Here is a 22,485-nt window from a genome sequence, read left to right as displayed (position 1 = left end):
GCCTCCCGGGCTCACCCGCGCGCCACGTCGATCACGGCCTTCGCGAAGGCCTGGGGCGCTTCCTGCGGCAGGTTGTGGCCGATGCCGCCGCTGACCAGCCGATGCTCGTAGCGCCCCGAGAACTTCTTCGCATAGGCGCTGGGGTCCGGATGCGGTGCGCCGTTGGCATCGCCTTCGAGCGTGATCGTCGGCACGCCGATCACCGGCGCCTTGGCGAGCCGGTTCTCGAGCGCCTGGTACTTCGCCTCGCCGTCGGCCAGGCCGAGGCGCCAGCGGTAGTTGTGGACCGTGATGGCAACGTGATCGGGGTTCTCGAGCGCCACGGCGCTGCGCTCGAACGTGGCCGCATCGAAGTTCCACTTCGGCGATGCGAGCTGCCAGATCAGCCTAGCGAAGTCGTTGCGGTTCTTCTCGTAGCCCGCGCGGCCGCGCTCGGTCGCGAAGTAGTACTGGTACCACCACTGCAACTCGGCCTGCGGCGGCAAGGGGATCTTGCCGGCCTCCTGGCTGCCGATCAGGTAGCCGCTGACAGAGACCAGCGCCTTCACGCGCTCCGGCCACAGCGCGGCCATGATGCACGCCGTACGAGCGCCCCAATCGCAGCCGGCAACAGTGGCGACCTGGATCTTCAACGCATCCATCAGGGCGATGATGTCGACGGCGACCGCCGACTGCTGCCCGTTGCGCGGCGTGTCGGCCGACAGGAAGCGGGTGCTGCCGTACCCGCGCAAATACGGCACGACCACCCGGAAGCCCGCGGCGGCCAGCAGCGGTACGACGTCGACGAACATGTGGATGTCGTAGGGCCAGCCGTGAAGAAGAATCACCGGGGCACCGTCGGCCGGCCCTGCCTCGACATACCCGATGCGCAGGCCACCGGCTTCGATGCTCTTGAGCGGCTCGAGGCGCTTGACGCTGCCTGGGCCGGCGGATTGGGCGAAAGCAGGCACGACCGAAGCCAGCTGGGCGGCGGCGATGCCAAGCGCGGCCTTGCCGAGGAACGAGCGACGGGGCAACTGTTGCGAAGCGGTCATTGAGATCTCCTGGATCTGAATTGATTGAGTAGGGGTTGTCAGCCGGATCGCATGCGCTTGCCGAACTGATGGCGCGATTGTTCGGCGGGGAGACGGCCCGGCGGGCGGTTTGCGTATGCCTCTGTATCTGAGCCCGGCGTCGCAAACACTAAATTTCAATGCAGACGCTCATCAAGGCGCACGCCGTTTGCAAATGAAGGTCGCAGGACGAAGCCAGGACACACTCGCCTACAGGGGAAGACCGGCCGGCTGGCATCCAGGGACGAACGTGATTGCCACGCCGGCGGCGCACTGGGCGCGGCGGTCCCGGCCTTGGTCGTTCGTGCTTGTAGGGTCGGCTCAAGGCCCCCCCGTTTGATCCACGTCAACGTTGGGTCGCCTTGTGTGCGGTAGCGTACCGATGGCCCTCCGCCTTCCTTCTAGACTGGTTCTGGCGGGCGCTGGCCTGCAGTTTCGTCTCAAACCGTTCAAGGGAACATCATGACCTTAGGCACCATTCTGCTGATTGTTCTAATTCTTTTGCTGATCGGTGCCATTCCGACTTGGCCCCACAGCAGAAGTTGGGGCTATGCGCCTAGCGGCGTGCTCGGTCTCGTGCTGCTGGTGCTGATCGTGCTTTTGGTGCTGGGACGCATCTAGGAAGCCTTGGCTGGGCTTCGCCGACGTGGACCCCTCCATGCATCGATTCCTCCATAACAATCGGGACGAGCTCATCGAGCGGTGCAAGGCCAAGGTCGCCCAGCGGCCCCGGCGAGCCGCGACGGCCGCGCAACTCGCCAATGGCATTCCGATGTTCCTGGACCAGTTGATCAGAACACTGGCGTCACAGGAGATGGGTGAGGTCGACGAGAGTTCCAGGATTTCAGGTGCCGCTGGCGGTGACTCAGTCGCCTTGTCCGAGATGGACCAGGGCGCCGCTGCGCACGGCAAGAAACTCCTGGAGCTCGGCTTTTCCGTTGACCAGGTGGTGCATGACTACGGAGCGCTGTGCCAAGCCATAACAGACCTCGCGGTTGAGCGCGATGCCCCCTTCTCCGTCAAAGAGTTCCGCACGTTGAGTCGTTGCCTCGACAACGCCGTCGCCGATGCGGTCACGGACTTCGACGCCTGGCGGGATGCGCACGTCGCACTTCAGCAGACCGCCGAGGAGAACGAGCGCCTCGGCGTCCTGGTGCATGAGCTGCGGAACTACTTGCATACCGCAACGCTTGCCTTCGCCGCCCTGGAAGCGGGAAAGGTTCCATTCAATGGTGCAATCGGCGCCGTGTTGAAAAGGAGCCTGACTTCGATGACGGCCCTGCTCAACCTGTCGCTGTCCCAGGTGAGGGGCACGGTCGAGCCGCCGCGGGAGCCTGCGTTTTCAGTCGCATCGTTCGTCGCGGAGGCCGCGAATGCCGCTGCACTCGACGCGAGTGCCAAGGGCTGCACGTTCTCGGTCCTCGATGTCGATGCCGCACTGGGCATCTCCGGAAACAGGGAGCGTCTCCTCGCGGCCTTGGTGAACTTGCTGCAGAACGCATTCAAGTTCACCCACGCCCACACCGAGGTCACACTTGGCGCCTACGCCGAGGGAGACCATGTTCTGATCGACGTCAGGGACCACTGCGGAGGGCTTCCTCCAGGCGCTGCCTCACGCATCTTCCAGCCCTTTGTTCAGGTCGGCGAGAACAAGAGCGGGTTGGGACTTGGTCTGTCCATCGCGCGACAAAGCGTTGCGGCTGATGGAGGCTCCTTGACCGTCCGGGACGAACCTGGCACAGGGTGTGTGTTCACCATCAAACTTCCGCGCAGGGCGCTTGGCTAGCAAGGAGTGCGCGAGCGCCCGCGTTGGTCGGCATCGATGCGGTGTGGCTGGCCATCGAGCCGATCGCCGTGCGCGCCGGTACGGAGACCGCGCCGGCGCGCGACCCGCCTGACGCTAACGGTCTCGCCCATCACCAGCGGCAGCGGCAGCGGCAGGTAGCCGCAGACGTCTTCGCAGTTGCAACTGCAACGCCTCTACAAGGTCGTACGCCTCCATGTAGCTTTCGCTGAACCCGGTTTGCCTCCATGCCTCGCAGTCGGCAACAGCTTTGGAGATACGTTCTTCCAACGTGGGGATCGATTCTTCTGTAGTCATTGCAACTCCTTCGGCTCGGCGCCGCACACCATTGTCTGCCTGCGAGAGCGCTTGAACATCGACGGCCATCGACGCTGAGCAGCCGTTCTTGATCTGCGTCAACGGATTTCGAGAAGAGTCTCCGCGTCGAGCTTTGCGGTCGGCGCGCTGCTGCCGTTGGCAGTCACGTCCCACGATTCGAGGCCGAGCAGTTGCAGGGCTCGCCGGTGCGTGCGCGAGCGCGGGTCCGCGAGTTCGTGCAGCACGTCCATGTGGTTGCGCCCTGGGACGCACTCCGACGCGCGCACCACGCCCGGCCCCCAGGCCTGCGCGATCAGGTCGGCCTGCCGCAGGAACTCCTCGCTCTCGTCGCCGCCCACCACGGTGACCAGTGCGCCGCGCTCCGGCGCGGGCATGGCGGCGGGGCTGAGCCGCAGGGCCGATGCCGCTGTCAGGCCGATATCGCCTGCCAGGAAGGGCGCATGCCGCAGCGGCTCCAGCTCGTAGAGGCCCGAGATCGAGAGCGCTGCCTTCACCAAGTCCCCGGGCAAGTCAGGCGCCACGCCTTTCCAGTCGCAAGCCAGCAGCATCGTTGCCAGGTGCCCGCCCGCCGAATGGCCGGCAACCACGATGCGGGCGGGATCGCCGCCATGCCCGGGCGCGTTCCGATAGACCCAGGCCACGGCCTGGACCAGCTGCAGCACGATGCGCTCGATCGCGACCGCCGGGCACAGCGCGTAGTTGGCCAGCACGACCATCGCGCCCGCGTCGGCGAAGGGCGGCGCCACGAAGCTCTGGTCGCGCTTGTCGAGCGCGCGCCAGTAGCCGCCGTGGATGTAGACCAGCACGGGCGCGCCCGGTCGAGCGGCAGGCAGCACATCGAGGCGCTCGCTGGCGTCGTTCCCATAGGCGAGATCGAGCACCCAGCCCGGGCGCGCATAGGCGCGGGCCGAGGCCTCGGCCCAGTGCTGCAGGATCGCGGGATGCCCGGGAATGCGCGCGCGGTTGTTGTACTGCGCGTCGTACCAGGCAGGGGGTGGGATGACTTCGGCCATGTTCAGGCACAGCTGCGGCGAAACTTCGGCCGCATTCAGCGCCGCTTCGCAGCGGCCGCTGCCGGCACCCGTGCACCGTTCGGCTTCGGGCGGCCGCTGGACGCGGGCTTCTGCTCGGACTCGCGCAGCGCCGCATCGATCAGCGCATCGGCCATCCACAGCGCGGTGCGCTCGACCTCGCGGTCGCCGAGGCCCCATATGTCCTTCAGGATCACGTAGGGCTCGATGCCGTACACCACCGACAGGGCATGGTGCAGCCGCTTGCGCACGGCGGGCCGCAGCTGCGGCACCAGCGGCTCGATCGCGTGCTCGAGGATGCGCACGCGATGGCCGCGCCGGTAAGGCTCCTCCTCCAGCAGCCCGGCGCGCTCGAGCCCCCACTGCTCGAGCGAGAGCTGGGCGGCGGCGCGCAGCTGGGCCTCGAATTCCTTGAAGCGCGGGAAGGTCTGCAGGAACAGCTCGTGCACCCGCTCGCGGCCGCTCGGGTTGTCGGAAGCCAGCCTGCGCACCGGCCCCAGCGAGCTGTCGATGACAGCCGTGACCAGCGCGCTGCGGCTCGGGAAATAGCGATACGCCGTGGCGCGCGAGACCTTCGAGCGCGCCGCCGCCTCCGCCACCGAAGGGATATGGCCGCTCTGCCGGATGATGTCCATGGCGGTATCGAGCAGCAGCTTGAAGGTCGCCGCCTTGACGCCGCGCTCGGGCGGCACCGGAGGTTCGCTCAGCTTGTGCTTCAGTCGCGTCATGGGGTTTGTACGGAGTGCGGAAGGGCTTTGCCTTGCTTGTGGAGTGCCGAGCTCGGCACGTATGATGCACCGATCCCGATTTGAGACGCAAGTCTCAAAAACCACGATTCCCTGATCTCGAGGCGGCGCGGCGCGAGCCCCGCATGACATTCGAGACAAGACGGAGACAACGGCGATGCGCCTGGCAAGCTGGAGTTGGGGCGGCCGCGACTACGCGGGCATGGTCTCGGCCGACGGCCGCGAGGCCACGCCGCTGGCCGTGCGCGACGCATCGGCCGGCGTGCTGCCGCTGATCCAGGCGCTCGCGCGCGACGAACCCTTGCCCTCCCCTTCCGGCGCCCGGCTGCCGGTCGAGGTCCTCACGCTGCGCGCGCCGCTGCCGCGCCCGCTGCGCAGCCTGTTCTGCGTCGGTCGCAATTACCGCGCGCATGCCAGCGAGCTCGCCGGCACCGTGTTCCGCGAGTCCATGCCGCAGAGCGACCCCTGGCCCATCGTCTTCGGCAAGCTGGGCGAATGCGTGATCGGTCCGCGCGACGTGGTGCGCCTGCCCTCGCCCGCCACCTCGGTGCAGATCGACTACGAGTCGGAGCTCGCGGTGGTCATCGGCAGCGGCGGGCGCGACATCCCGCGGTCGCGCGCGATGGACCATGTGTTCGGCTACACGGTGGTCAACGACGTGACCGCGCGCGACGTGCAGATGCGCCACCAGCAATGGGAGCTGGGCAAGAGCTTCGACGGCTTCTGCCCCATGGGCCCGTGGATCGTGACGGCCGACGAACTCGACGGCCGCGCCACGCGCGTGCGCGGCTGGGTCAACGGCGCGCTGCGCCAGGACGGCCAGACCCGGGACATGATCTTCGACATCCCCACGCTGATCGAGACCTGCTCGCGCGGCATCACGCTCCACCCCGGCGACGTGATCGCCACCGGCACGCCGGCCGGCGTTGGCATGGGGCAGACACCGCCGCAGTGGCTGAAGTCCGGCGACGTGGTGCGCATCGAGATCGATGGCGTGGGCGTCATCGAGAACCCCTTCGAGTAGGCAGGCCCGACGATGTCATTCCAACTGATCGACCGTGTCGCGGTGGAAGAGGAAGGCGAAGGCCCGGCCGTGGTCTGCGTCCACGGCCTCGGCGGCAGCTCCAACAGCTTCACGCCGCTGATGCCTGCGCTGGCGCGGCACCGCGTGCTGCGCGTGGACCTGCCGGGCAGCGGGCGTTCGCAGCGGGCCGAGGGCGAGCTCTCGATCGAACGCTACGTCGAAGTGCTGCTGCGCATCTGCGATCGCCTCGGCGTCGCGCGCGCCCACTGGGTGGGGCATTCGATGGGCACCATCGTCTGCCAGCACATCGCGGCCGCGCACCCCAAGCTGGCGGCGAGCGTCGCCCTCTTCGGCCCGCTGATCGCGCCGCCGGACGCCGCGCGCACGGCGATGAAGGCGCGCGCCGCCAGGGCCCGCGAAGGCGCGGCCGGGATGCACGAGATCACGCAGGGGTTGCTCCAGGCCGCGGTCTCCGCCGACACGCGCCAGCGCCTGCCGCTCGCCGTGGCCTTCGTGCGCGAGAGCCTGATGCGGCAGGAAGGCGAGGCCTATGCGCGCAGCTGCGAGGCGCTGGCCGGCGCGCAGGCCGCGGCAGTGGAGCGCATCGAGGCGCCGGTGCTGCTGGTCACCGGCGACGAGGACGGCGTGGCGCCGCCGCAGTCGGTGCGCGCCATGGCCGACCGGCTGCACAACGCGGCGCGCAAGCGCGTGGTGGTGCTGTCGCGTTGCGGCCACTGGACGCCGGTCGAGCGTCCCGACGAATGCCAGCGCGAGCTGCGCGACTTCCTGGCCGCGAACGCGAGGAGCTGAAACCATGGCGGACGTTCTCTTCACCAATGTCCGTGTCTTCGACGGCGGCGGCGAGGCGCCCTTCACCGGCGACGTGCTGGTGCAGGGCAACCGCATCGCACGCGTCGTCAAGACGGGCTACGGGCAGCGCGCCGCGCCGGTCATGGGCGCGCAGACGATCGACGGCGCCGGCGCCTTCCTCATGCCCGGCATGGTGGAGGCGCACACGCACTTCTCGTGGAACGACCAGCCCAGCCTGGATGCCATCCAGCGCATGCCGCCGGAGGAGCACATCCTCTGGTGCGCCGAGGTCGCGAAGCGCTATCTCGACATGGGCTGGACCAGTTGCGTGGGCGCCGCCGCGGCCAAGCCTCGGCTTGACGTGGTCATCCGCAACGCCATCGCCGACGGGACCATCATCGGCCCGCGCTACCTGGCCGCCAGCCAGGAGATCACCGTGCCGGGCGGCTTGGGAGACACCACCCAGCCGCACCTGCCGCAGCCCGAGTTCGCCTTCGGCGCCGTGGTCAGCGGCGCCGAGGAGATGCGCCGCTGCGTGCGCATGTTCGCCAAGTACGGCGTGGACTCGCTGAAGATCAATCTCTCGGGCGAGTCCATCACCGGCATGTCCAGCGAGATGAGCCAGTTCACCGAGGAAGAGATCACGGTGTGCGTGCAGGAGGCCAAGGCCTGGGGCAAGCGGGTGGCGGCGCATGCGCGCTCGACCTGGTCGATCAAGCAGTGCGTGAGGCACGGGATCGAGGTGATCTACCACGCCAGCTTCACCGACGAGGAGGCGCTGGACATGCTCGAGGCGCACAAGTTCGAGCACTTCATCGCGCCCGGCCTGGCCTGGCTGATCAACACCTGCCATCACGCAAGCGAATGGGGACTGACGCCCGAGGTGACGCGGCGCATGGGCTACCACCGCGAGCTCGAGGCCGCCGTCGAGAGCATGCGGGCGATGCGCAAGCGGGGCATCCGCATCCTGCCCGGCGGCGACTACGGCTTTGCATGGACGCCGCACGGGACCAACGCCAGGGACCTGGAGTACTTCGTCAAGTACGTCGGCATGAGCACCATGGAAGCGTTGCTGTCGGCCACCGCCTGGGGCGCGCCGATGATGCGCATGGGCAAGGTGCTGGGCTATGTGCGCGAAGGCTATCTCGCCGACCTGCTGCTGATCGACGGCGATCCGCTGGCCGACATCACGGTGCTGCAGGACAAGGCCCGGATCCTGGCGGTGATGAAGGACGGCGAGTTCCACCGTGCGCCGCCGGTGCGGCGCGCGCACATGACGCGCTGGGCGGCTTGAGATGGCACCGGGTTCGCTGTCTTGTTCCCTCTCCCTCCGGGACAGGGAGTCAAACGGGAGAAGCACATGAGCGATGTCGTCTTCACCAACGTCCGTATCCTCGACGGTACGGGCCAGAACCCCTACACCGGCAGCGTGCTGGTCCGCGGCAACCGCATCCGCCAGGTGGGCCGCAGCACAGCCCCGATCGCACCCGGCGGCGCCATGGTGGTCGACGGCGCCGGCGCCACGCTGATGCCCGGGATGTGCGAGGCCCATACGCATTTCTCCTGGAACGACGCGGCCACGCTGTCGGCGATCCAGCGCATGCCGCTGGAGGAACACGTCCTGTGGTGCGCAAAGGTCGCCAGGCGATACCTGGAGGCCGGCTTCACCTCCTGCGTCGGGGCCGCCTGCGCCAAGCCGCGGCTGGACGTGGTGATCCGCAATGCCATCAACGCCGGCCAGATCCCCGGCCCGCGCTACCTGGCGGCGAGCCAGGAGATCACCGTGCCGGGCGGCCTGGGCGACGAGACCTTGCCGCACCTGCCCTTCCCCGAGTTCAGCTTCGGCGTCAACGTGAACTGCGCGGACGAGATGCGCAAGGTCGTGCGCATGTTCCTCAAGTACGGCGTCGATTCGATCAAGCTCAACCTCTCGGGCGACAACTTCACGCCCGACTCGCCGGCCGACACCACCTGGATGAGCGACGCCGAGGTGGCCGCCGCGATGGAGGAGGTCCGCGTGCGCGGCAAGCGCGGCACCGCGCATGCGCGCTCGGCCGCGTCCGTCAAGCAGGCACTGCGCCACGGCATCGAGGTGATCTACCACGCCAGCTTCACCGACGAGGAGACGCTGGACATGCTGGAGGCGGCGAAGGACCGCATCTTCGTCGCCCCCGGCATCGCCATCCTGTACGCCATGCTGCACGAGGCCGAGCCCTTCGGGATCACCCACGACAAGGCGGTGGCGATGGGCTACCAGGTCGAATGGGATGCGGCGCTCGAATCGCTCAAGGCCATGCACCGGCGCGGCGTGCGCATCCTGCCCGGGGGCGACTACGGCTTCGCCTTCACGCCGCACTGCCAGAACGCGCGCGACCTGGAGTTCTTCGTGCGCTACCTGGGTTTCACGCCGATGGAGGCGATCCGCTGCGCCACGCTCTACGGCGGCCAGATCATGAAGCGCGGCGACGAGCTCGGCACCATCCAGGACGGCTACCTCGCGGACCTGCTGCTGGTCGACGGCGACCCGCTGGCCAACCTGGCGATCCTGCGCGACCCGAAGCGCATCCTGGCGGTGATGAAGGACGGCGAGTTCGCCAAGGCGCCGGAAGTCGCCTCGCAGCGGACCTGGGAGCGCGCCGCATGAGACATCCTGTGTCAACCCGCTGCTGTGGCGTGGTGGAGCACGGCACCGCAGCCGAAGGCGAAGGTACTCCATGAAGAAGTCGCGCTGGATCCCGTGGCTGCTGTTCGGCCTGCCCGTCGCGGTGTTCGCGGCCTGGGCCGTCGCCGACAACTCGCCGCTTTTCTTCAAGACCCTGCTCAACGGCCTGACGCTGGCTTCCCTCTACTTCCTGGTCGCCAGCGGCTTCACCCTGGTCTTCGGGCTGATGCGCAACGTCAACCTGGCGCACGGCTCGCTCTACCTGATCGGCGCCTACGTCGGCTGGATGGTGGGCGAGCGCACCGGCTCCTGGGTGCTGGCCGTGTTCGCTGGCTTCCTGTCGGCCGCGGTGCTGGGCCTGCTCATGCAGCTGCTGGTGTTCCGCCACATGCAGGGGCAGGACCTGCGGCAGACGCTGGTGACCATCGGCCTTTCGATCGTGCTGGCCGACGTCGCGCTGTGGATCTGGGGTGCCGAGATCTACACCTTCGACCCGCCGGCCTGGATCTACGGCTCGACCACGCTGCCGCTGGTCGACAAGTTTCCGACCTATCGCCTGTTCGTGCTGCTCGCCTCGATCCTGATCGGCGTCGGCCTGTGGCTGCTGCTGGCGCGCACCCGCATCGGCATGATGATCCGCGCCGGCGTGGACGACCGCGGCATGCTCGCGGCCTCGGGGGTCAACGTGCAGCGCGTATTTGCCCTGACCTTCGCGATCGGTGCCGGCCTCGCCGGCCTCGCCGGCGTGGTCGGCGGCACGGCACTGTCGATCTCGCCGGGCGAGGACACGCGCTACCTGCTGGCCTCGCTGGTGGTCGTGATCGTGGGCGGCATGGGCAGCGTGGTGGGCGCCGCGATCGGCGCGTTGCTGATCGGGCTCGCCGAGCAGTTCGGCCAGGCCTACGCGCCGACCTACAGCGTGGTCTTTACCTTCGTGATCATGGTCGTCGCGCTGGCCTTCAAGCCGCGCGGGCTGATGGGGAAGGCATCATGAGCGTGGGGGCACCATGAGCGCCGCTCAATGGCGACGGGCGATGAATTCCTCGGCGGCGGCGAGCGCGGCGCGGCGGCCGTCCGGCACGGCGCCGCTGCGGCCGGCCCCGGCACCAGGCGCGGTCGCCGTGCCGACCGGCGCAGGCTGGGCGCAGCGGCTGCGCGATGTGCTGGGCGCGATCCGCCCGCGCCATGTCATCGTCATGGCCTTCGTCCTCGCCTACCCCTTCTTCGCCTCGCCCTTCTTCACTTTCCAGATCGGCGCGCAATCGCTCGCGCTCGGCCTGATCGCGCTCTCGCTCACCTTCCTCGGCGGCTATGGCGGCATGGTGTCGCTGGCGCAGATGACGGTGGCGGGTTTCGCGGCCTACATGCTGGCCATCTTCGGCACCAGCAGCAACGTCGCGATCAGCCTGGGCTGGCCCTGGTGGCTGGCGCTGGGGATCGCCGTCGCGCTCGCCACGCTGTTCGCCGCGGCGGTGGGCTGGCTCTCGGTGCGCACAGAGGGCATCTACACCATCATGATCACGCTGGCGGTCGGCGTGGCCTTCTTCTACTTGGCTCAGCAGAACTACACGCTCTTCAACGGCTTCCAGGGCTTCAGCCGCATCGCGGCGCCGACGCTCTTCGAGCTCGACCTGCGCGAGCCCCTGCCCTTCTACTTCCTGGCGCTGGCGTGCGCGCTCGGCGGCTACTTCTTCGTCAAGTACCTGGTGCGCGCTCCCTTCGGCGTGGCGCTCCAAGGCATCCGCGACAACCCGCGCCGCATGTCGGCGCTCGGCTACGACGTGACCGCGCACCGGGTCGCCGCCTATGCCGTGGCGGGATTCCTCGCGGCAGTCGGCGGCGTGCTGATGGTCTGGTACAACGGCCGCATCTCGCCCGGCACGGTCGGCACCGGCGCGATGATCAACATCCTCATCATCGCCGTGCTCGGCGGCATGAAGCACCCGATCGGCGCCTTCGTCGGCGCGATCGTGTTCGTGCTCCTGCAGAACTTCGCGATCGACCTGGTCGACCGCGAGCGCTTCAACCTCGTCATCGGCGGCGTGTTCCTCGCCATCGTCCTGTTCTCCCCCGATGGGCTGCTGGGTTTGTGGCAGAGCCTGCGCACGCGCCTAGGCGGCCCGTTCACCGCCCGCGGCCTCGGCCGTATTCGTTCATCAATGACAACCAGGAGCGAGACATGAAGACAAGCAGAAGAGTGTTCGGACGCAGCCTCGTCGGCGCCGCGGCCTTGATCGCGGCGGTCGGCCTGGCGCAGGCGCAGGAGACCCTCAAGGTCGGCCTGCTGGCCTCGCTGGAAGGCCCCTTCGCGGCACCGGGCCAGGACGGCATGCGCGGCGCGGAGCTTGCGCTCAAGCAGAAGAACGGCATGGCCGGCGGCAAGAAGATCGAGTTCGTCAAGGTGTCCTCCGACGCCACGCCCGACAAGGCGGTCAACGCCACGCGCAAGGCGGTGGAGCAGGACAAGGTGCAGGTCATGATCGGCCCGCTGTCGGGTGACGAAGGCATCGCGGTCAAGAACTACGCCAAGACGCAGCCCAACATCACCTTCATCAACGGCTCCTCCGGCGCGCAGGCGGCGACGCTGACCGACCCGGCGCCCAACTTCTACCGCTTCAACACCGAGGGCGCGCAGTGGATGGTGGGCCTGGGCGAGCACGCGCTGTCCAAGGGCTACAAGAAGACCTTCCTGATCGCGGAGGACTACGGCTTCCCCTATTCGCAGGTGCAGGGCTTCATGGCCAGCTATTGCGCCAAGGGCGGCAAGGTGGTGGACAAGGCCTGGGTGCCGCTCGGCACCAAGGACTATGCCTCGGTGATCGCCAAGATCCCGAAGGACGTGGACGCGCTGGTGGTGGTGCTGGGCGGCTCGGACGCGGTGAACTTCCTCACGCAGTACGAGCAGGCCGGCGGCGACAAGCCGATGATCGGCGGCTCCATCACGGTGGACCAGACGGTGCTCAACTTCAAGGGCAAGCGCCGCGAGTCCTTGCTGGGCACCGCCTCCGCGGGCCCGATGGCCGATTCGATCGACACGCCCGAGTGGAAGAAGTTCGTGGCCGACTACAAGGCCAACTTCAAGGACGGCTTCCCCAGCCCGTCGCTGTTCGCGTACCTTTACTACATCAACACCAAGGCCGCACTCGATGCGCTCGATGCGGTCAAGGGCGATCTTTCCGGCGGGCAGAAGGCGTACCGGGACGCGCTGCAGAAGACGAACTTCAAGGGCCCGGCCGGCCCGGTGAAGATCGATGCCAACCGCAACGGCGTCGGCACCACCTACATCACCGAGGTGACGAAGGCGCCGGACGGCTCCTTCTACAACAAGGTGGTGAAGTCGGTCCCCGACATCTCGCAGACGCTGGGCTTGCCCGAAGCGGAGTTCAAGAAGATGGGCCTGGGCACGCGCGACGTCCCGGACTGCCGCAAGTAGGGGCGAGAAAGCGCGCGGCACGATGGCCACGATCACTTCCCTGCGGCCGCCTGTGCCGCGCAGCAGCGGCAGCGGCGGCGGCGCGCAGCTGCTGTCGGGCGATGCGCTGCGCCTGGCGGGGGTGACGCGCGCCTTCGGCGCACTGCGCGCGGTCGACGATGTGTCGCTCACCGTCGCGGCCGGCCAGAAGTACGCGATCCTCGGCTCCAACGGCGCGGGCAAGACCACACTCTTCAACGCCATCACCGGCGACTTCCCGCCCACCGCCGGCCGCATCCATTTCTTCGGCGAGGACATCACCGCGCTGCCTCCCTTCGAGCGCATCCGCAAGGGGCTGCGGCGCACCTATCAATCGTCCCTGCTGTTCCGCGAACTGACGGTGCGCGACAACCTCTTCCTCGCGGTGCGCGGCGTCGCGAGCGGCCGCTTCGGCCTCCTGCGGGCCGGTCGGGGGCATGCCTCCACGCTCGCGGCGCAGGATCTGCTGGAGCGCACGCGGCTGGCCCATCTGGCCGATGAACGCGTGGCCAACCTGGCCCATGGCCAGCAGCGCCAGCTCGAGATCGGCATGGCGCTGGCGGGGGCGCCGCGCCTGATCCTGTTCGACGAGCCGGCCGCCGGCCTCTCGCCGGCCGAGCGGCGCGAGCTGGTGGCGCTGCTGCGCTCGCTGCCGGCGCACATGAGCTTCGTCCTGATCGAGCACGACCTCGACATCGCCTTGCGCGTGACCGAGAAGGTCACGGTGATGCACAACGGCCGCACGCTGCGCACCGGGAGCCCCGAGGAGATCGAGAACGATGCCGAGGTGCAGGCCATCTACATGGGGAGCCGGCACTGATGGCCTGGTTCGGCAGCACCCCCGACAAACCGGCGAGCAGCACCGCACCGGTGCTGGCGATCGAAGCGCTGGATGTGTTCTACGGCCGCGCCCACGCGCTGCAGGGCGTGAGCCTGGCGCTGGAGCGCGGCGTGCTCGGCATCGTGGGCCGCAACGGCATGGGCAAGACCACGCTGTGCAACGCCATCACCGGCCTGGTGCCGGCCCGCGGCAGCATCCGGCTGGCGGGCGAACAGATCCTGGGCCTCAAGCCGAACGAGATCACGAAGCGCGGCATCGCCTACGTGCCGCAGGGCCGGCGCGTCTGGGCCTCGCTGTCGGTCGACGAGACCTTGCGGCTCGTGGCCACCCACCGGCGCGAGGTCGAGCGCATCTACGCCATGTTCCCGCGCCTGGCCGAGCGCCGCGGCCACGGCGGCGCGCAGCTCTCGGGCGGCGAGCAGCAGATGCTGGCGATCGGGCGTGCGCTGCTGCTGAACCCCCGGCTGCTGGTGATGGACGAGCCTACCGAGGGCCTGGCGCCGGTGATCGTGGAACAGGTGGCAGAGGCGCTGCGCGAGCTCGCGGCAGAGGGCCGCATCTCGGTGCTGCTGATCGAGCAGAACCTGGGCGTCGCGATCTCGGTGGCCGACCGCATCGGGGTCATGGTCAACGGACGCATCACGCAGCAGATGCCGGCCGCGCAGCTGGCCAGCGACCGCGAGCTGCAGGAGCGCTTGCTGGGCGTGCGCTCGAACGGGCATGACGAGGAAGCCGCCAAGCCGGGACCGGAGGCAGAGGCCGGCGGTCCCGCGCCGGTGCAGGTCTACACGGTGCGCCGCGCGCACGGCGAAGGCGCTCCCTCGCTCGACGACGTCGCGCCGGGCAGGGTGCGCGGCTTCACGCGCTGGAATGCGGGCGGCGCGGCAGCGCCGGTGGTGGACATCGTGCGCGCGGGGCCAACGGTCGCGCCCTCGCCCCAGCCCGCTCCCGCAAGCGCGATTGGGAGCACCGCGCCGGCGGATGCGCACGGCGCCCGCCCCGCCGGACAGCTCTTCGATTTTCCCGTTGCCGCCGGCAGCACCCGCGCCGCCTACATCGCCGGTACCTTCGACACCAAGGCCCGCGAGCTCTTCTTCCTGCGCCAATGCCTCGAGCGGCTGGGCCTGCGGGTGGTCACCGTGGACCTCTCGACTTCCGGCAAGACCTCGCCGGCCAGCGTGCACCCGCGCGAGGTGGCGCGCCACCACCCGCAGGGCGAGGCGGCCGTCTTCAGCGGCGACCGCGGCAGCGCGACAACCGCCATGGCGCAGGCGTTCGAGGCTTTCGTGGGCACGCGGCGCGACCTCGGCGGGATCATCTCCGCCGGCGGCTCGGGCAACACCTCGATGGCCACGCAGGGCATGCGCGCGTTGCCGATCGGCGTGCCGAAGGTGATGGTCTCGACCATGGCCAGCGGCGACACGCGGCCCTACGTGGGGCCGAGCGACATCTGCATGATGTATTCCGTCACCGACGTGCAGGGCATCCATCGCATCAGCGAGCGCGTGCTGGCCAATGCGGCGCATGCGCTGGCGGGGATGATCGCGCATCCGCCCACCGTTTCGGCCGACAGCAAGCCGGCGCTCGGCCTCACCATGTTCGGCGTGACCACGCCCTGCGTGCAGGCCGTCGCCAAGCGCCTCGGGGAGGCCTGGGACTGCCTGATCTTCCATGCCACCGGCGTCGGCGGCCAGTCGATGGAGAAGCTGGTGGATTCGGGCCTGCTCGCGGGCGTGATCGACGTGACGACCACCGAGATCGCCGACGAGATCGCAGGCGGCGTGCTCTCCGCCGGGCCCACGCGCATGGACGTGTTCGCGCGCCACGCCGTGCCCTACGTGGGCTCCTGCGGCGCACTCGACATGGTGAACTTCGGCGCCTGGGACACGGTGCCGGAGCGCTACAGGGCCCGCAAGCTGTACCGCCACAACCCCACCGTCACGCTGATGCGCACCACGCCCGAGGAGTGCCGCGCGATCGGCGCGTTCATCGCCGCCAAGCTCAACGCCATGCGCGGGCCGCTGCGCTTCCTGATTCCGGAGGGCGGCGTGTCGGCGATCGACCGCCCAGGGCAGCCCTTCCACGACCCCGAGGCCGACCGGGCGCTGTTCGCCGCCATCGAGCAATCGTTCCGGGCGGGAGCGGATCGCAAGCTGCAGCGCCTGCCCCTGCACATCAACGACGAGGCCTTCGCCGATGCGCTGGTGGCGGCCTGGCAGGAGCTGTCCATGACCCCCACCCGCGCGCGACGCGCCTGACGACCATGCCCCGCATCGCCCGATCCACGCTGCTCGAACGCTTCCACGCGAAGATTGCCGACGGCCGGCCGATCATCGGCGGCGGCGCCGGCACGGGCCTCTCGGCCAAGTGCGAGGAGGCCGGCGGCATCGACCTGATCGTGATCTACAACTCGGGCCGCTACCGCATGGCCGGCCGCGGCTCGCTGGCGGGCCTGCTCGCCTACGGCAACGCCAACGAGATCGTCTGCGAGATGGCGCACGAGGTGCTGCCGGTGGTGAAGCACACGCCGGTGCTGGCGGGCGTCAACGGCACCGACCCCTTCATGATCCCGGAGGAGTTCCTGCGGAGGCTGATATCGCTGGGCTTCTCCGGCGTGCAGAACTTTCCCACGGTGGGGCTGATCGACGGCACCTTTCGCGCCAACCTCGAGGAAACCGGCATGGGGTACGCGCTGGAGGTCGAGCTGATCGCGCGCGCCCACGCGATGAACCTGCTGACCACGCCCTACGTGTTCAGCGAGGCCGATGCGCACGCCATGGCCGCGGCCGGCGCGGACATCATCGTGTGCCACCTGGGCCTCACCACCGGCGGAGCGATCGGCGCGGAGACGGCGCTCACGCTGGACGACTGCGTGGGCCGCATCAACGCCTGGGCGGCGGCGGCGCATGCGGTGAACCCGCAAGCCATCGTGCTGTGCCACGGCGGCCCCATCGCCACGCCCGATGACGCGCGGCATGTGCTCGCCCGCTGCCCCGCGTGCCACGGCTTCTACGGCGCCAGCTCGATGGAGCGGCTGCCCACCGAAACGGCGCTGATGGAGACCACGCGCCGCTTCGTCCAGATCACGCGATAAACAGAGGAGACCTCATTCATGTCAGGCGCTCAATTCGGCAACTTCATCCTGGGGCTGATCGTGGTCGCGATCGTGGTCGCGATCGCGGTCTGGCTGCTCCACTGGCTCTACCTGCGCAGCTCGAAGGAACGGGCCTTCGTGCGCACCGGCCTGGGCGGGCAGAAGGTGGTGCTCGACGGCGGCGCCTTCGTGCTGCCCATCGTGCACGACGTGATCCCCGTCAACATGAACACGCTGCGGCTCGAGGTGAGCCGCGGCCGCGACAAGGCGCTCATCACCAAGGACCGCATGCGCGTCGACGTGATCGCCGAGTTCTACGTGCGGGTGGCTGCCCATCCCGACGCGGTCGCCGCGGCCGCGCAGACCCTGGGCCTGCGCACCATGGAGCCCGAGCAGCTGAAGGAGCTGGTCGAGGGCAAGTTCGTCGATGCCCTGCGCACCGCCGCCGCCGAGATGACGATGGAGCAGCTGCACGAGAAGCGCGGCGCCTACGTGAAGTCGGTGCGCGAATCGGTGGCCGAGGACCTGACCAAGAACGGCCTGGAGCTGGAGGCCGCCTCGCTGACGCAGCTGGACCAGACCGGCATGGAGTTCTTCAACCCGAGCAACGCCTTCGACGCCGAGGGCCTGACGCGCCTGACCGAGCAGATCGAGCATCGCAAGAAGCAGCGCAACGATGTCGAGCAGGACACGCTGATCGCGATCCGCAACAAGAACCTCGAAGCCGAGAAGCTCTCGCTGGAGATCGACCGCGAGGGCGAGCACGCGCGCCTCACGCAGCAGCGCGAAGTGGAGATCGCGCGCGCCCGCCAGCGCGCCGAACTGGCGACCGAGCGGGCCCAGCGCGACCAGGACGCCGAGGGCGCGCAGATCGCGGCCAAGCAGAGCATCGACGCCGCCCGCATCCGGGCCGAGCAGACCATCGAGCAGGAGCGCATCGCCAAGGAGCGCGCGATCCAGGGCGCCGAGATCGAGCGCCGGCTGTCGCTGGAGCTGGCCGAGCAGCAGCGCGCAATCGCGGTGGCGCGCGAGAGCAAGGCGCAGAGCGAGGCCCAGGCCGAGGCGGAATCCGCGCGCGCACAGGCCGTCTCTGCCGAGGAGAAGGTGTTCACCGCACGCGAGGTGGAGATGGCCGAGCGCAGGAAGGCCATCGAGCTGATCGGCGCGGCCCAGGCGGCCGAGCGCGATGCGCTGCGCCTGACGACCGCCGCGCAGGCCGAGAAGGAGGCCAGCGCCGACCGTGGCGCCGCGCTGCGCGCCCAGGCCGAGGCGGATGCCGATGCGGACAAGATCAAGTCGATGGCGATGCGCGTGCGCGCCGAGATCGAGGCCGAGGCGCAGCGCATGATGAACGAGGCGCACAACATGCTGTCGGCCGATGCCCGCATGTCGGCGCTGCGCATGAAGCTGGTGGAGAAGGCCGAGGCCATCATCCGCGAGTCGGTGCGGCCGATGGAGCGCATCGAGGGCATCAAGATCCTGCATGTGGAGGGACTGGGCGGAGGCGGGTCGCACGGGGGCATTCCCAACGGCGACGCGAACGGGGGCTTTGCCGACGGGCTGGTGAACTCCGCGCTGCGCTTCCGCGCGCAGGCGCCGCTGGTGGACCAGCTGCTACGCGAGATCGGCATCGAAGGCGGCGATATCCAGCGCCTGGTGGGCGACCCCGCGGGCACGCAGGCTGCGCTGCTTTCCGGCGTCGGCAAGAAGAAGGAATGAGGGATGGTGCAGGTCTATGTCTCGAGCGTCATCGATGCCAGCGCCGACAACGTGTGGTCGCGCATTCGCGACTTCAACGGCCTGCCGCAATGGCACCCGTCGATCGCGGACAGCCGCATCGAGAACGGGCAGCCGGCGGACCGCGTGGGCTGTATCCGGCAGTTCCACACCAAGGACGGGGGCGCCATCCGCGAGCGCTTGCTGGCCCTGTCGGACTACGAGTACAGCTGCAGCTACGAGATCCTCGAGAGCCCGATGGGCGTGGCGAACTACATCGCCACGCTCAAGCTCACGCCGGTGACGGACGGGGGGCGCTGCTTTGCGGAGTGGAGCGCGGAGTTCGAGTGCGACGAGGGCCGCGAGCGTGAACTCGCCGAGTCGATTGGGCAAGGCGTCTTCCAGGCAGGCTTCGAGGCGCTGAAGCGCCACTTCGGGCATCGCTGATGATGCTGCAGCGCGTCGTTCGCTCGACCATCATCGATGCGCCGATCGAGCGCGTCTGGGCGGTGCTGCGCGATTTCAACAGCCACGACCAGTGGCACGAGGCCGTGGAGGCCAGCCGCATCGAGGGCGGCGAGCGCAGCGACCAGGTGGGCTGCGTGCGCAGCTTCACGCTCAGGGACGGCAACCGCATCCGCGAGCAGCTGCTGACGCTGTCGGACAGCGAGCACAAGAGCACCTATTGCATCGTCGAGGCGACGGTGCCGCTGCAGCGCTACGTGGCCACCGTCACGCTGAAGACGGTGACCGACGGCAACCGCACTTTCTGGCATTGGGAATCGCGCTTTGCCACGCCGCCCGGCATGGAGCGCGAGCTGCGCGACATGGTGGCGAAGGGCGTGTACGAGACGGGTTTCGAGAACCTGCGGCGCTACCTGCGCCAGGGCGGCGACCTGCGCGGGAGCGGTAGTTCGGAGGCGATGCCGGCCGCCCTGCCCCTGCCCACGCGCCGCGTGGTGGTCGAACATCACGGCGGCCCCGAGGTGCTGCACCCGCAGGAGGGCGAGGCCCCGGCGCCGCGCGCGGGCGAGGTGCGCATCCGGCAGCGCGCGATCGGCGTCAACTTCATCGACATCTACCTGCGGCGCGGCTGGATCCCGTCGGCCTTGCCGCTGGTGCCGGGCATGGAGGCCGCGGGCAGCGTGCTCGATGTCGGGCCGCAGGTGAGCGGACTGCTGCCGGGCGATCGCGTGGCCTACCTCGGCCCGGCGCCCGGCGCCTACTGCGGCGTGCGCTGCGTGCCGGCGGACTGGGTGGTGCGCCTGCCCGCGGCGATCGAGGACGAGACCGCGGCCGCCCTGCTGCTCAAGGGCATCACCGCCGACTACCTGCTGCACGACCTGGGCCGGGTGCAGCGCGGCACGCGGCTGCTGGTGCACGCGGCGGCCGGCGGCGTGGGCCTGCTGGTCTGCACCTGGGCGCGCAGGCTGGGCGCGACGGTGCTGGGCACGGTATCCAGCGAGGAGAAGGCCCGCGTCGCGCGCGACCACGGCTGCGAGCATGCGATCGTCACACGCGACTACCGCTTCGCCGATGCCGTGCAGCGCGCCTGCGGCGGTGCCGACGTACTGATCGACGGCCTGGGCGATGCGGCCCGCGACGAGAACCTGGCGGCGCTGGCGCGACGCGGCCACTGGATCAGCCTCGGCCAGGCCAGCGGCCCGCTGGCGCCGCTGCCGCCCGATGCGCTGGTCGCGAAGTCGCTGAGCTTCTCGCGGCCGGTGGTGTTCGACTACGTGGCGAGCCAGGCGCAGCTGGCCGAGCGGGCGCAGCGCGTCTGGGATGCGCTCGCCGACGGCAGCATCCGGTTGCCGCCGATCGAGCGCCATTCGCTGGAGGCCGCGGCGCAGGCGCACGCGCGGCTCGAATCGCGCGCCACGCTGGGCGCATTGGTCCTGCTGCCCTGAACAACCAAGAAGGAGCCATCCCATGATCGTCGGCATGAACCACTTCACCGTGATCGCGGAGGACGAGAAGAAGACGCTGGATTTCTACACCGGCCTGCTCGGGCTGCGGATCGGCCACCGGCCGGACCTCGGCTTCCCCGGGGCCTGGCTCTACGGCGAGGGGCCGCAGGCGCTGGTGCACCTTTACTTCGACCGCCCCGTGCCGGCGCAGCGCGCGGGCGTGATCGACCACATGGCATTCACGGCACGCGACCTGCGCACGGTGAAGGGGCGCTTCGATGAAAGCGGCACGAAGTACGAGCTGCGGCGGCAGGCGGGTGCCGGGACCTGGCAGCTGTTCTGCCACGACCCCAACGGGGCCAAGGTGGAGCTGGACTTCGACGCGTCCGAGAAGGCCGACTGAAGGCCGACTGAAGGCCGGGGCTAGCTCAGCGCGGGATCGAAAGGCGTGTGTTCGCGCCCATCCGCGCTCGCGAGCAGGCGCGCGGCTGCACCCGCGGCGACTTCGAGGCGCCGCACGTCGCGCTCGTCCAGCTCGGTCACGCCTCTCATGTTGAAGCCGCACAGCATGCCGTAGAGCCTGCCGTCCGCCATCCGGACCGGCACCCCGATGTGCGTGCCCATGCCCTCGAAGTTGCGCGGCAGCCCCTGTGCCTCGCGCACGGCGTTGACGTCGCGTACCACGTTCGGCATGCGGCCGTCGAGGATGCGCTGGCAGATGGTCTTCTCGAGCGGGGCGGACTGGCCGGGACGGATGGTCGCCGTCCCGTCCTGCGACTCGATATGGCGGAAGACGCGCCGGCCATCCACGATCTCGCTGACGAACACCACCTCGAGCTGGAGCAGATCGCGCACGAGGCTCAGCAATTCGCCGATCGCGCGCTGCACCGACACCTCTCCGGCATGAAAGCGCCCGGCCGCGGTGACGATGCGCAACTGCTCGACCCATGCCTCCGGGGCGGGGTTGGTGCGAGGGTCCGGGTAGGTTTCCATGTATAACGATCTGGAGAGTGCGGCAATCGTAAGTGCAGGCTTGCTTCGCCGGGTGTGAAGGACGACGCAAAAATTTGGCCGGCGCTGCAACTTGTCGCGTCGACGTGATTTCCGTCGTCGGGCATTAGTTCTAGCGCGTGGGTCGGCAGACGGCTGAGGCAGTCCGTTCGTGGCTCAGGCGATCATGACTTCGAGGTCGGCGGCCAGCTCCGAGGGCGTCGGCATGTCCTCGAGGCTTTCCCGCGAGAGGCCGACCGCGCGCCCGACCTCCGAAGGCCAGGCCTCGAAGTCGGACGACAGCGCCGGCCCGTCGCGATCCAGCGCCACGCGCCAGACGGCCAGGTGCACGATGCCGGCCAGCGCATCGAAGGGCTGCACGCGCAGCGGCCGCGCGAACCCGCCCAGCGCGGTGACGAACTCGTCGGAGAAATTCCAGCGCGAGGCCAGCCTCGCGCTGACATCGCCGAAGTGGTAGCCGAAGGCTTGCTCCTCGGCCTCGAGCCGGCCCATGGCGTCGACCGGGCAGGCCGTGTTGAGCGGCCCCATTTCGTCGGGCATCACGATGCACATGATCAGGTGCCCGATTGCATGCATGCTGCCCACGGTAAAGGCAAGGTTCGGGTCGGCGGCGCGGCTTGCGCCGGCCAGATGGCGGGCGGCGGAAGCGACGCGCAGGCTATGGCGCCAGAACTTCGGCAGGTCCACGTGGGGGACTTTCTTGAAGGTTCCCGTGAGGTTGGAGCTGATGACCAGGGTCCGGATCGACGACAGGCCCAGCATCCGGATCGCCTCCTCCATCGTCGAGATCTTCCGCCGCACGCCGTAGAACGGCGAGTTGGCCAGGCGCAGCATCCTGGCGGTGAGCACCTGGTCGACATCGATCTTGCGGGCCACCTGCGAGAGCGTGGCGTTGTCGTTGCTCAAGACCTCGATCAGGTCGCGGACCACCTTCGGGACCGAAGGAAGCGAATGGCTCTCGGCAAACAGCTCGTCCAGGCTTGCTGCGGTCATGTCTCGGTGGGCTCGAGTGAAT

22 protein-coding genes and 1 pseudogene are annotated in these 22,485 nt (G+C 69.0%); 17 read left to right on the top strand and 6 right to left on the bottom strand.

Features of this window, described 5'->3' with window-relative positions:
* Positions 1-11: 11 nt before the first annotated feature.
* Positions 12-1,034 carry an alpha/beta fold hydrolase gene (locus E5P3_RS04135; protein ID WP_162584805.1) on the bottom strand — a complete coding sequence of 341 codons (1,023 nt, stop codon included), beginning with the start codon at positions 1,032-1,034 and terminating at the stop codon, positions 12-14.
* 480 nt (positions 1,035-1,514) lie between these two features.
* Here E5P3_RS04135 and E5P3_RS04130 point away from each other — a divergent pair, with 480 nt between their 5' ends.
* Together E5P3_RS04130 and E5P3_RS04125 are read left to right on the top strand one after the other, a co-directional pair.
* Positions 1,515-1,673, top strand: a complete 159-nt coding sequence (locus E5P3_RS04130) for a DUF3309 family protein (protein ID WP_162584804.1) — start codon at positions 1,515-1,517, stop codon at positions 1,671-1,673.
* Positions 1,674-1,710: 37 nt separating this feature from the next.
* A complete protein-coding gene (locus E5P3_RS04125) occupies positions 1,711-2,838 on the top strand; it encodes a sensor histidine kinase (protein WP_162584803.1) in 1,128 nt (375 codons plus the stop codon).
* A gap of 114 nt (positions 2,839-2,952) precedes the next feature.
* On the opposite strand, the gene E5P3_RS04120 is transcribed toward E5P3_RS04125, so the two are convergent.
* Genes E5P3_RS04120 through E5P3_RS04110 form a run of 3 tightly spaced genes read right to left on the bottom strand, consistent with a single transcriptional unit; the run spans position 2,953 to position 4,933 of the window.
* Complete coding sequence (locus tag E5P3_RS04120) at positions 2,953-3,255, bottom strand: hypothetical protein (RefSeq protein ID WP_162584802.1); 303 nt, start codon at positions 3,253-3,255, stop codon at positions 2,953-2,955.
* Positions 3,252-4,187 (bottom strand): alpha/beta hydrolase, encoded by a 936-nt coding sequence (locus tag E5P3_RS04115; protein WP_162584801.1) that lies wholly within the window; start codon positions 4,185-4,187, stop codon positions 3,252-3,254. Before E5P3_RS04115 ends, E5P3_RS04120 begins: the two co-directional genes overlap by 4 nt.
* Before the next feature lie 35 nt (positions 4,188-4,222).
* The gene (locus E5P3_RS04110; RefSeq protein WP_162584800.1) at positions 4,223-4,933 is read right to left on the bottom strand and encodes a TetR/AcrR family transcriptional regulator; all 711 of its coding nucleotides are present in this window, start codon (positions 4,931-4,933) and stop codon (positions 4,223-4,225) included.
* Between the two features lie 175 nt (positions 4,934-5,108).
* Here E5P3_RS04110 and E5P3_RS04105 point away from each other — a divergent pair, with 175 nt between their 5' ends.
* The 15 genes and pseudogenes from E5P3_RS04105 to E5P3_RS04035 all read left to right on the top strand — a co-directional run bounded on the left by E5P3_RS04105 (position 5,109) and on the right by E5P3_RS04035 (position 20,862).
* Complete coding sequence (locus tag E5P3_RS04105) at positions 5,109-5,975, top strand: fumarylacetoacetate hydrolase family protein (protein WP_162584799.1); 867 nt, start codon at positions 5,109-5,111, stop codon at positions 5,973-5,975.
* Between the two features lie 12 nt (positions 5,976-5,987).
* Entirely contained in the window at positions 5,988-6,785 is a 798-nt protein-coding gene (locus E5P3_RS04100; RefSeq protein ID WP_162584798.1) for an alpha/beta fold hydrolase, read from the top strand.
* A 4-nt stretch (positions 6,786-6,789) separates the two neighbouring features.
* Entirely contained in the window at positions 6,790-8,079 is a 1,290-nt protein-coding gene (locus E5P3_RS04095; protein WP_162584797.1) for a metal-dependent hydrolase family protein, read from the top strand.
* A 66-nt stretch (positions 8,080-8,145) separates the two neighbouring features.
* Positions 8,146-9,429: a metal-dependent hydrolase family protein gene (locus tag E5P3_RS04090; RefSeq protein ID WP_162584796.1), complete on the top strand. Its 1,284-nt coding sequence runs from the start codon at positions 8,146-8,148 to the stop codon at positions 9,427-9,429.
* A gap of 70 nt (positions 9,430-9,499) precedes the next feature.
* Positions 9,500-10,441: a branched-chain amino acid ABC transporter permease gene (locus tag E5P3_RS04085; RefSeq protein ID WP_162584795.1), complete on the top strand. Its 942-nt coding sequence runs from the start codon at positions 9,500-9,502 to the stop codon at positions 10,439-10,441.
* Positions 10,442-10,481: 40 nt separating this feature from the next.
* Positions 10,482-11,630 (top strand): branched-chain amino acid ABC transporter permease, encoded by a 1,149-nt coding sequence (locus tag E5P3_RS04080; RefSeq protein WP_197893936.1) that lies wholly within the window; start codon positions 10,482-10,484, stop codon positions 11,628-11,630.
* Positions 11,627-12,880: an ABC transporter substrate-binding protein gene (locus tag E5P3_RS04075; RefSeq protein WP_162584793.1), complete on the top strand. Its 1,254-nt coding sequence runs from the start codon at positions 11,627-11,629 to the stop codon at positions 12,878-12,880. Before E5P3_RS04080 ends, E5P3_RS04075 begins: the two co-directional genes overlap by 4 nt.
* 22 nt (positions 12,881-12,902) lie before the next feature.
* The gene (locus E5P3_RS04070; protein WP_162584792.1) at positions 12,903-13,718 is read left to right on the top strand and encodes an ABC transporter ATP-binding protein; all 816 of its coding nucleotides are present in this window, start codon (positions 12,903-12,905) and stop codon (positions 13,716-13,718) included.
* Positions 13,718-14,215 (top strand): annotated as a pseudogene (locus E5P3_RS36120) (ABC transporter ATP-binding protein); the annotation flags it as partial. The gene E5P3_RS04070 and the pseudogene E5P3_RS36120, both read left to right, overlap by 1 nt.
* 579 nt (positions 14,216-14,794) lie before the next feature.
* Positions 14,795-15,997, top strand: coding sequence for a Tm-1-like ATP-binding domain-containing protein (locus E5P3_RS04060; RefSeq protein WP_232073422.1), 1,203 nt, complete (start codon positions 14,795-14,797; stop codon positions 15,995-15,997).
* 5 nt (positions 15,998-16,002) lie between these two features.
* Positions 16,003-16,833, top strand: a complete 831-nt coding sequence (locus tag E5P3_RS04055) for a phosphoenolpyruvate hydrolase family protein (protein WP_162584790.1) — start codon at positions 16,003-16,005, stop codon at positions 16,831-16,833.
* Between the two features lie 18 nt (positions 16,834-16,851).
* Positions 16,852-18,552: a flotillin family protein gene (locus E5P3_RS04050; protein ID WP_162584789.1), complete on the top strand. Its 1,701-nt coding sequence runs from the start codon at positions 16,852-16,854 to the stop codon at positions 18,550-18,552.
* A 3-nt stretch (positions 18,553-18,555) separates the two neighbouring features.
* Positions 18,556-18,996 (top strand): SRPBCC family protein, encoded by a 441-nt coding sequence (locus E5P3_RS04045; protein ID WP_162584788.1) that lies wholly within the window; start codon positions 18,556-18,558, stop codon positions 18,994-18,996.
* Entirely contained in the window at positions 18,996-20,459 is a 1,464-nt protein-coding gene (locus tag E5P3_RS04040) for an SRPBCC family protein (RefSeq protein WP_162584787.1), read from the top strand. The genes E5P3_RS04045 and E5P3_RS04040 overlap by 1 nt, the downstream gene beginning before the upstream one ends.
* 22 nt (positions 20,460-20,481) lie before the next feature.
* Positions 20,482-20,862, top strand: coding sequence for a VOC family protein (locus E5P3_RS04035; protein ID WP_162584786.1), 381 nt, complete (start codon positions 20,482-20,484; stop codon positions 20,860-20,862).
* Between the two features lie 20 nt (positions 20,863-20,882).
* Here E5P3_RS04035 and E5P3_RS04030 read toward each other — a convergent pair whose 3' ends face one another.
* Positions 20,883-21,452 (bottom strand): GAF domain-containing protein, encoded by a 570-nt coding sequence (locus E5P3_RS04030; protein WP_162584785.1) that lies wholly within the window; start codon positions 21,450-21,452, stop codon positions 20,883-20,885.
* 174 nt (positions 21,453-21,626) lie between these two features.
* The gene (locus E5P3_RS04025; protein ID WP_162584784.1) at positions 21,627-22,463 is read right to left on the bottom strand and encodes an HDOD domain-containing protein; all 837 of its coding nucleotides are present in this window, start codon (positions 22,461-22,463) and stop codon (positions 21,627-21,629) included.
* Positions 22,464-22,485: the final 22 nt, after the last annotated feature.

The sequence above is a fragment of the Variovorax sp. RA8 genome (assembly GCF_901827175.1).
GTDB lineage: Bacteria > Pseudomonadota > Gammaproteobacteria > Burkholderiales > Burkholderiaceae_C > Variovorax.
This window is presented reverse-complemented; position numbering and strand designations above follow the sequence as displayed.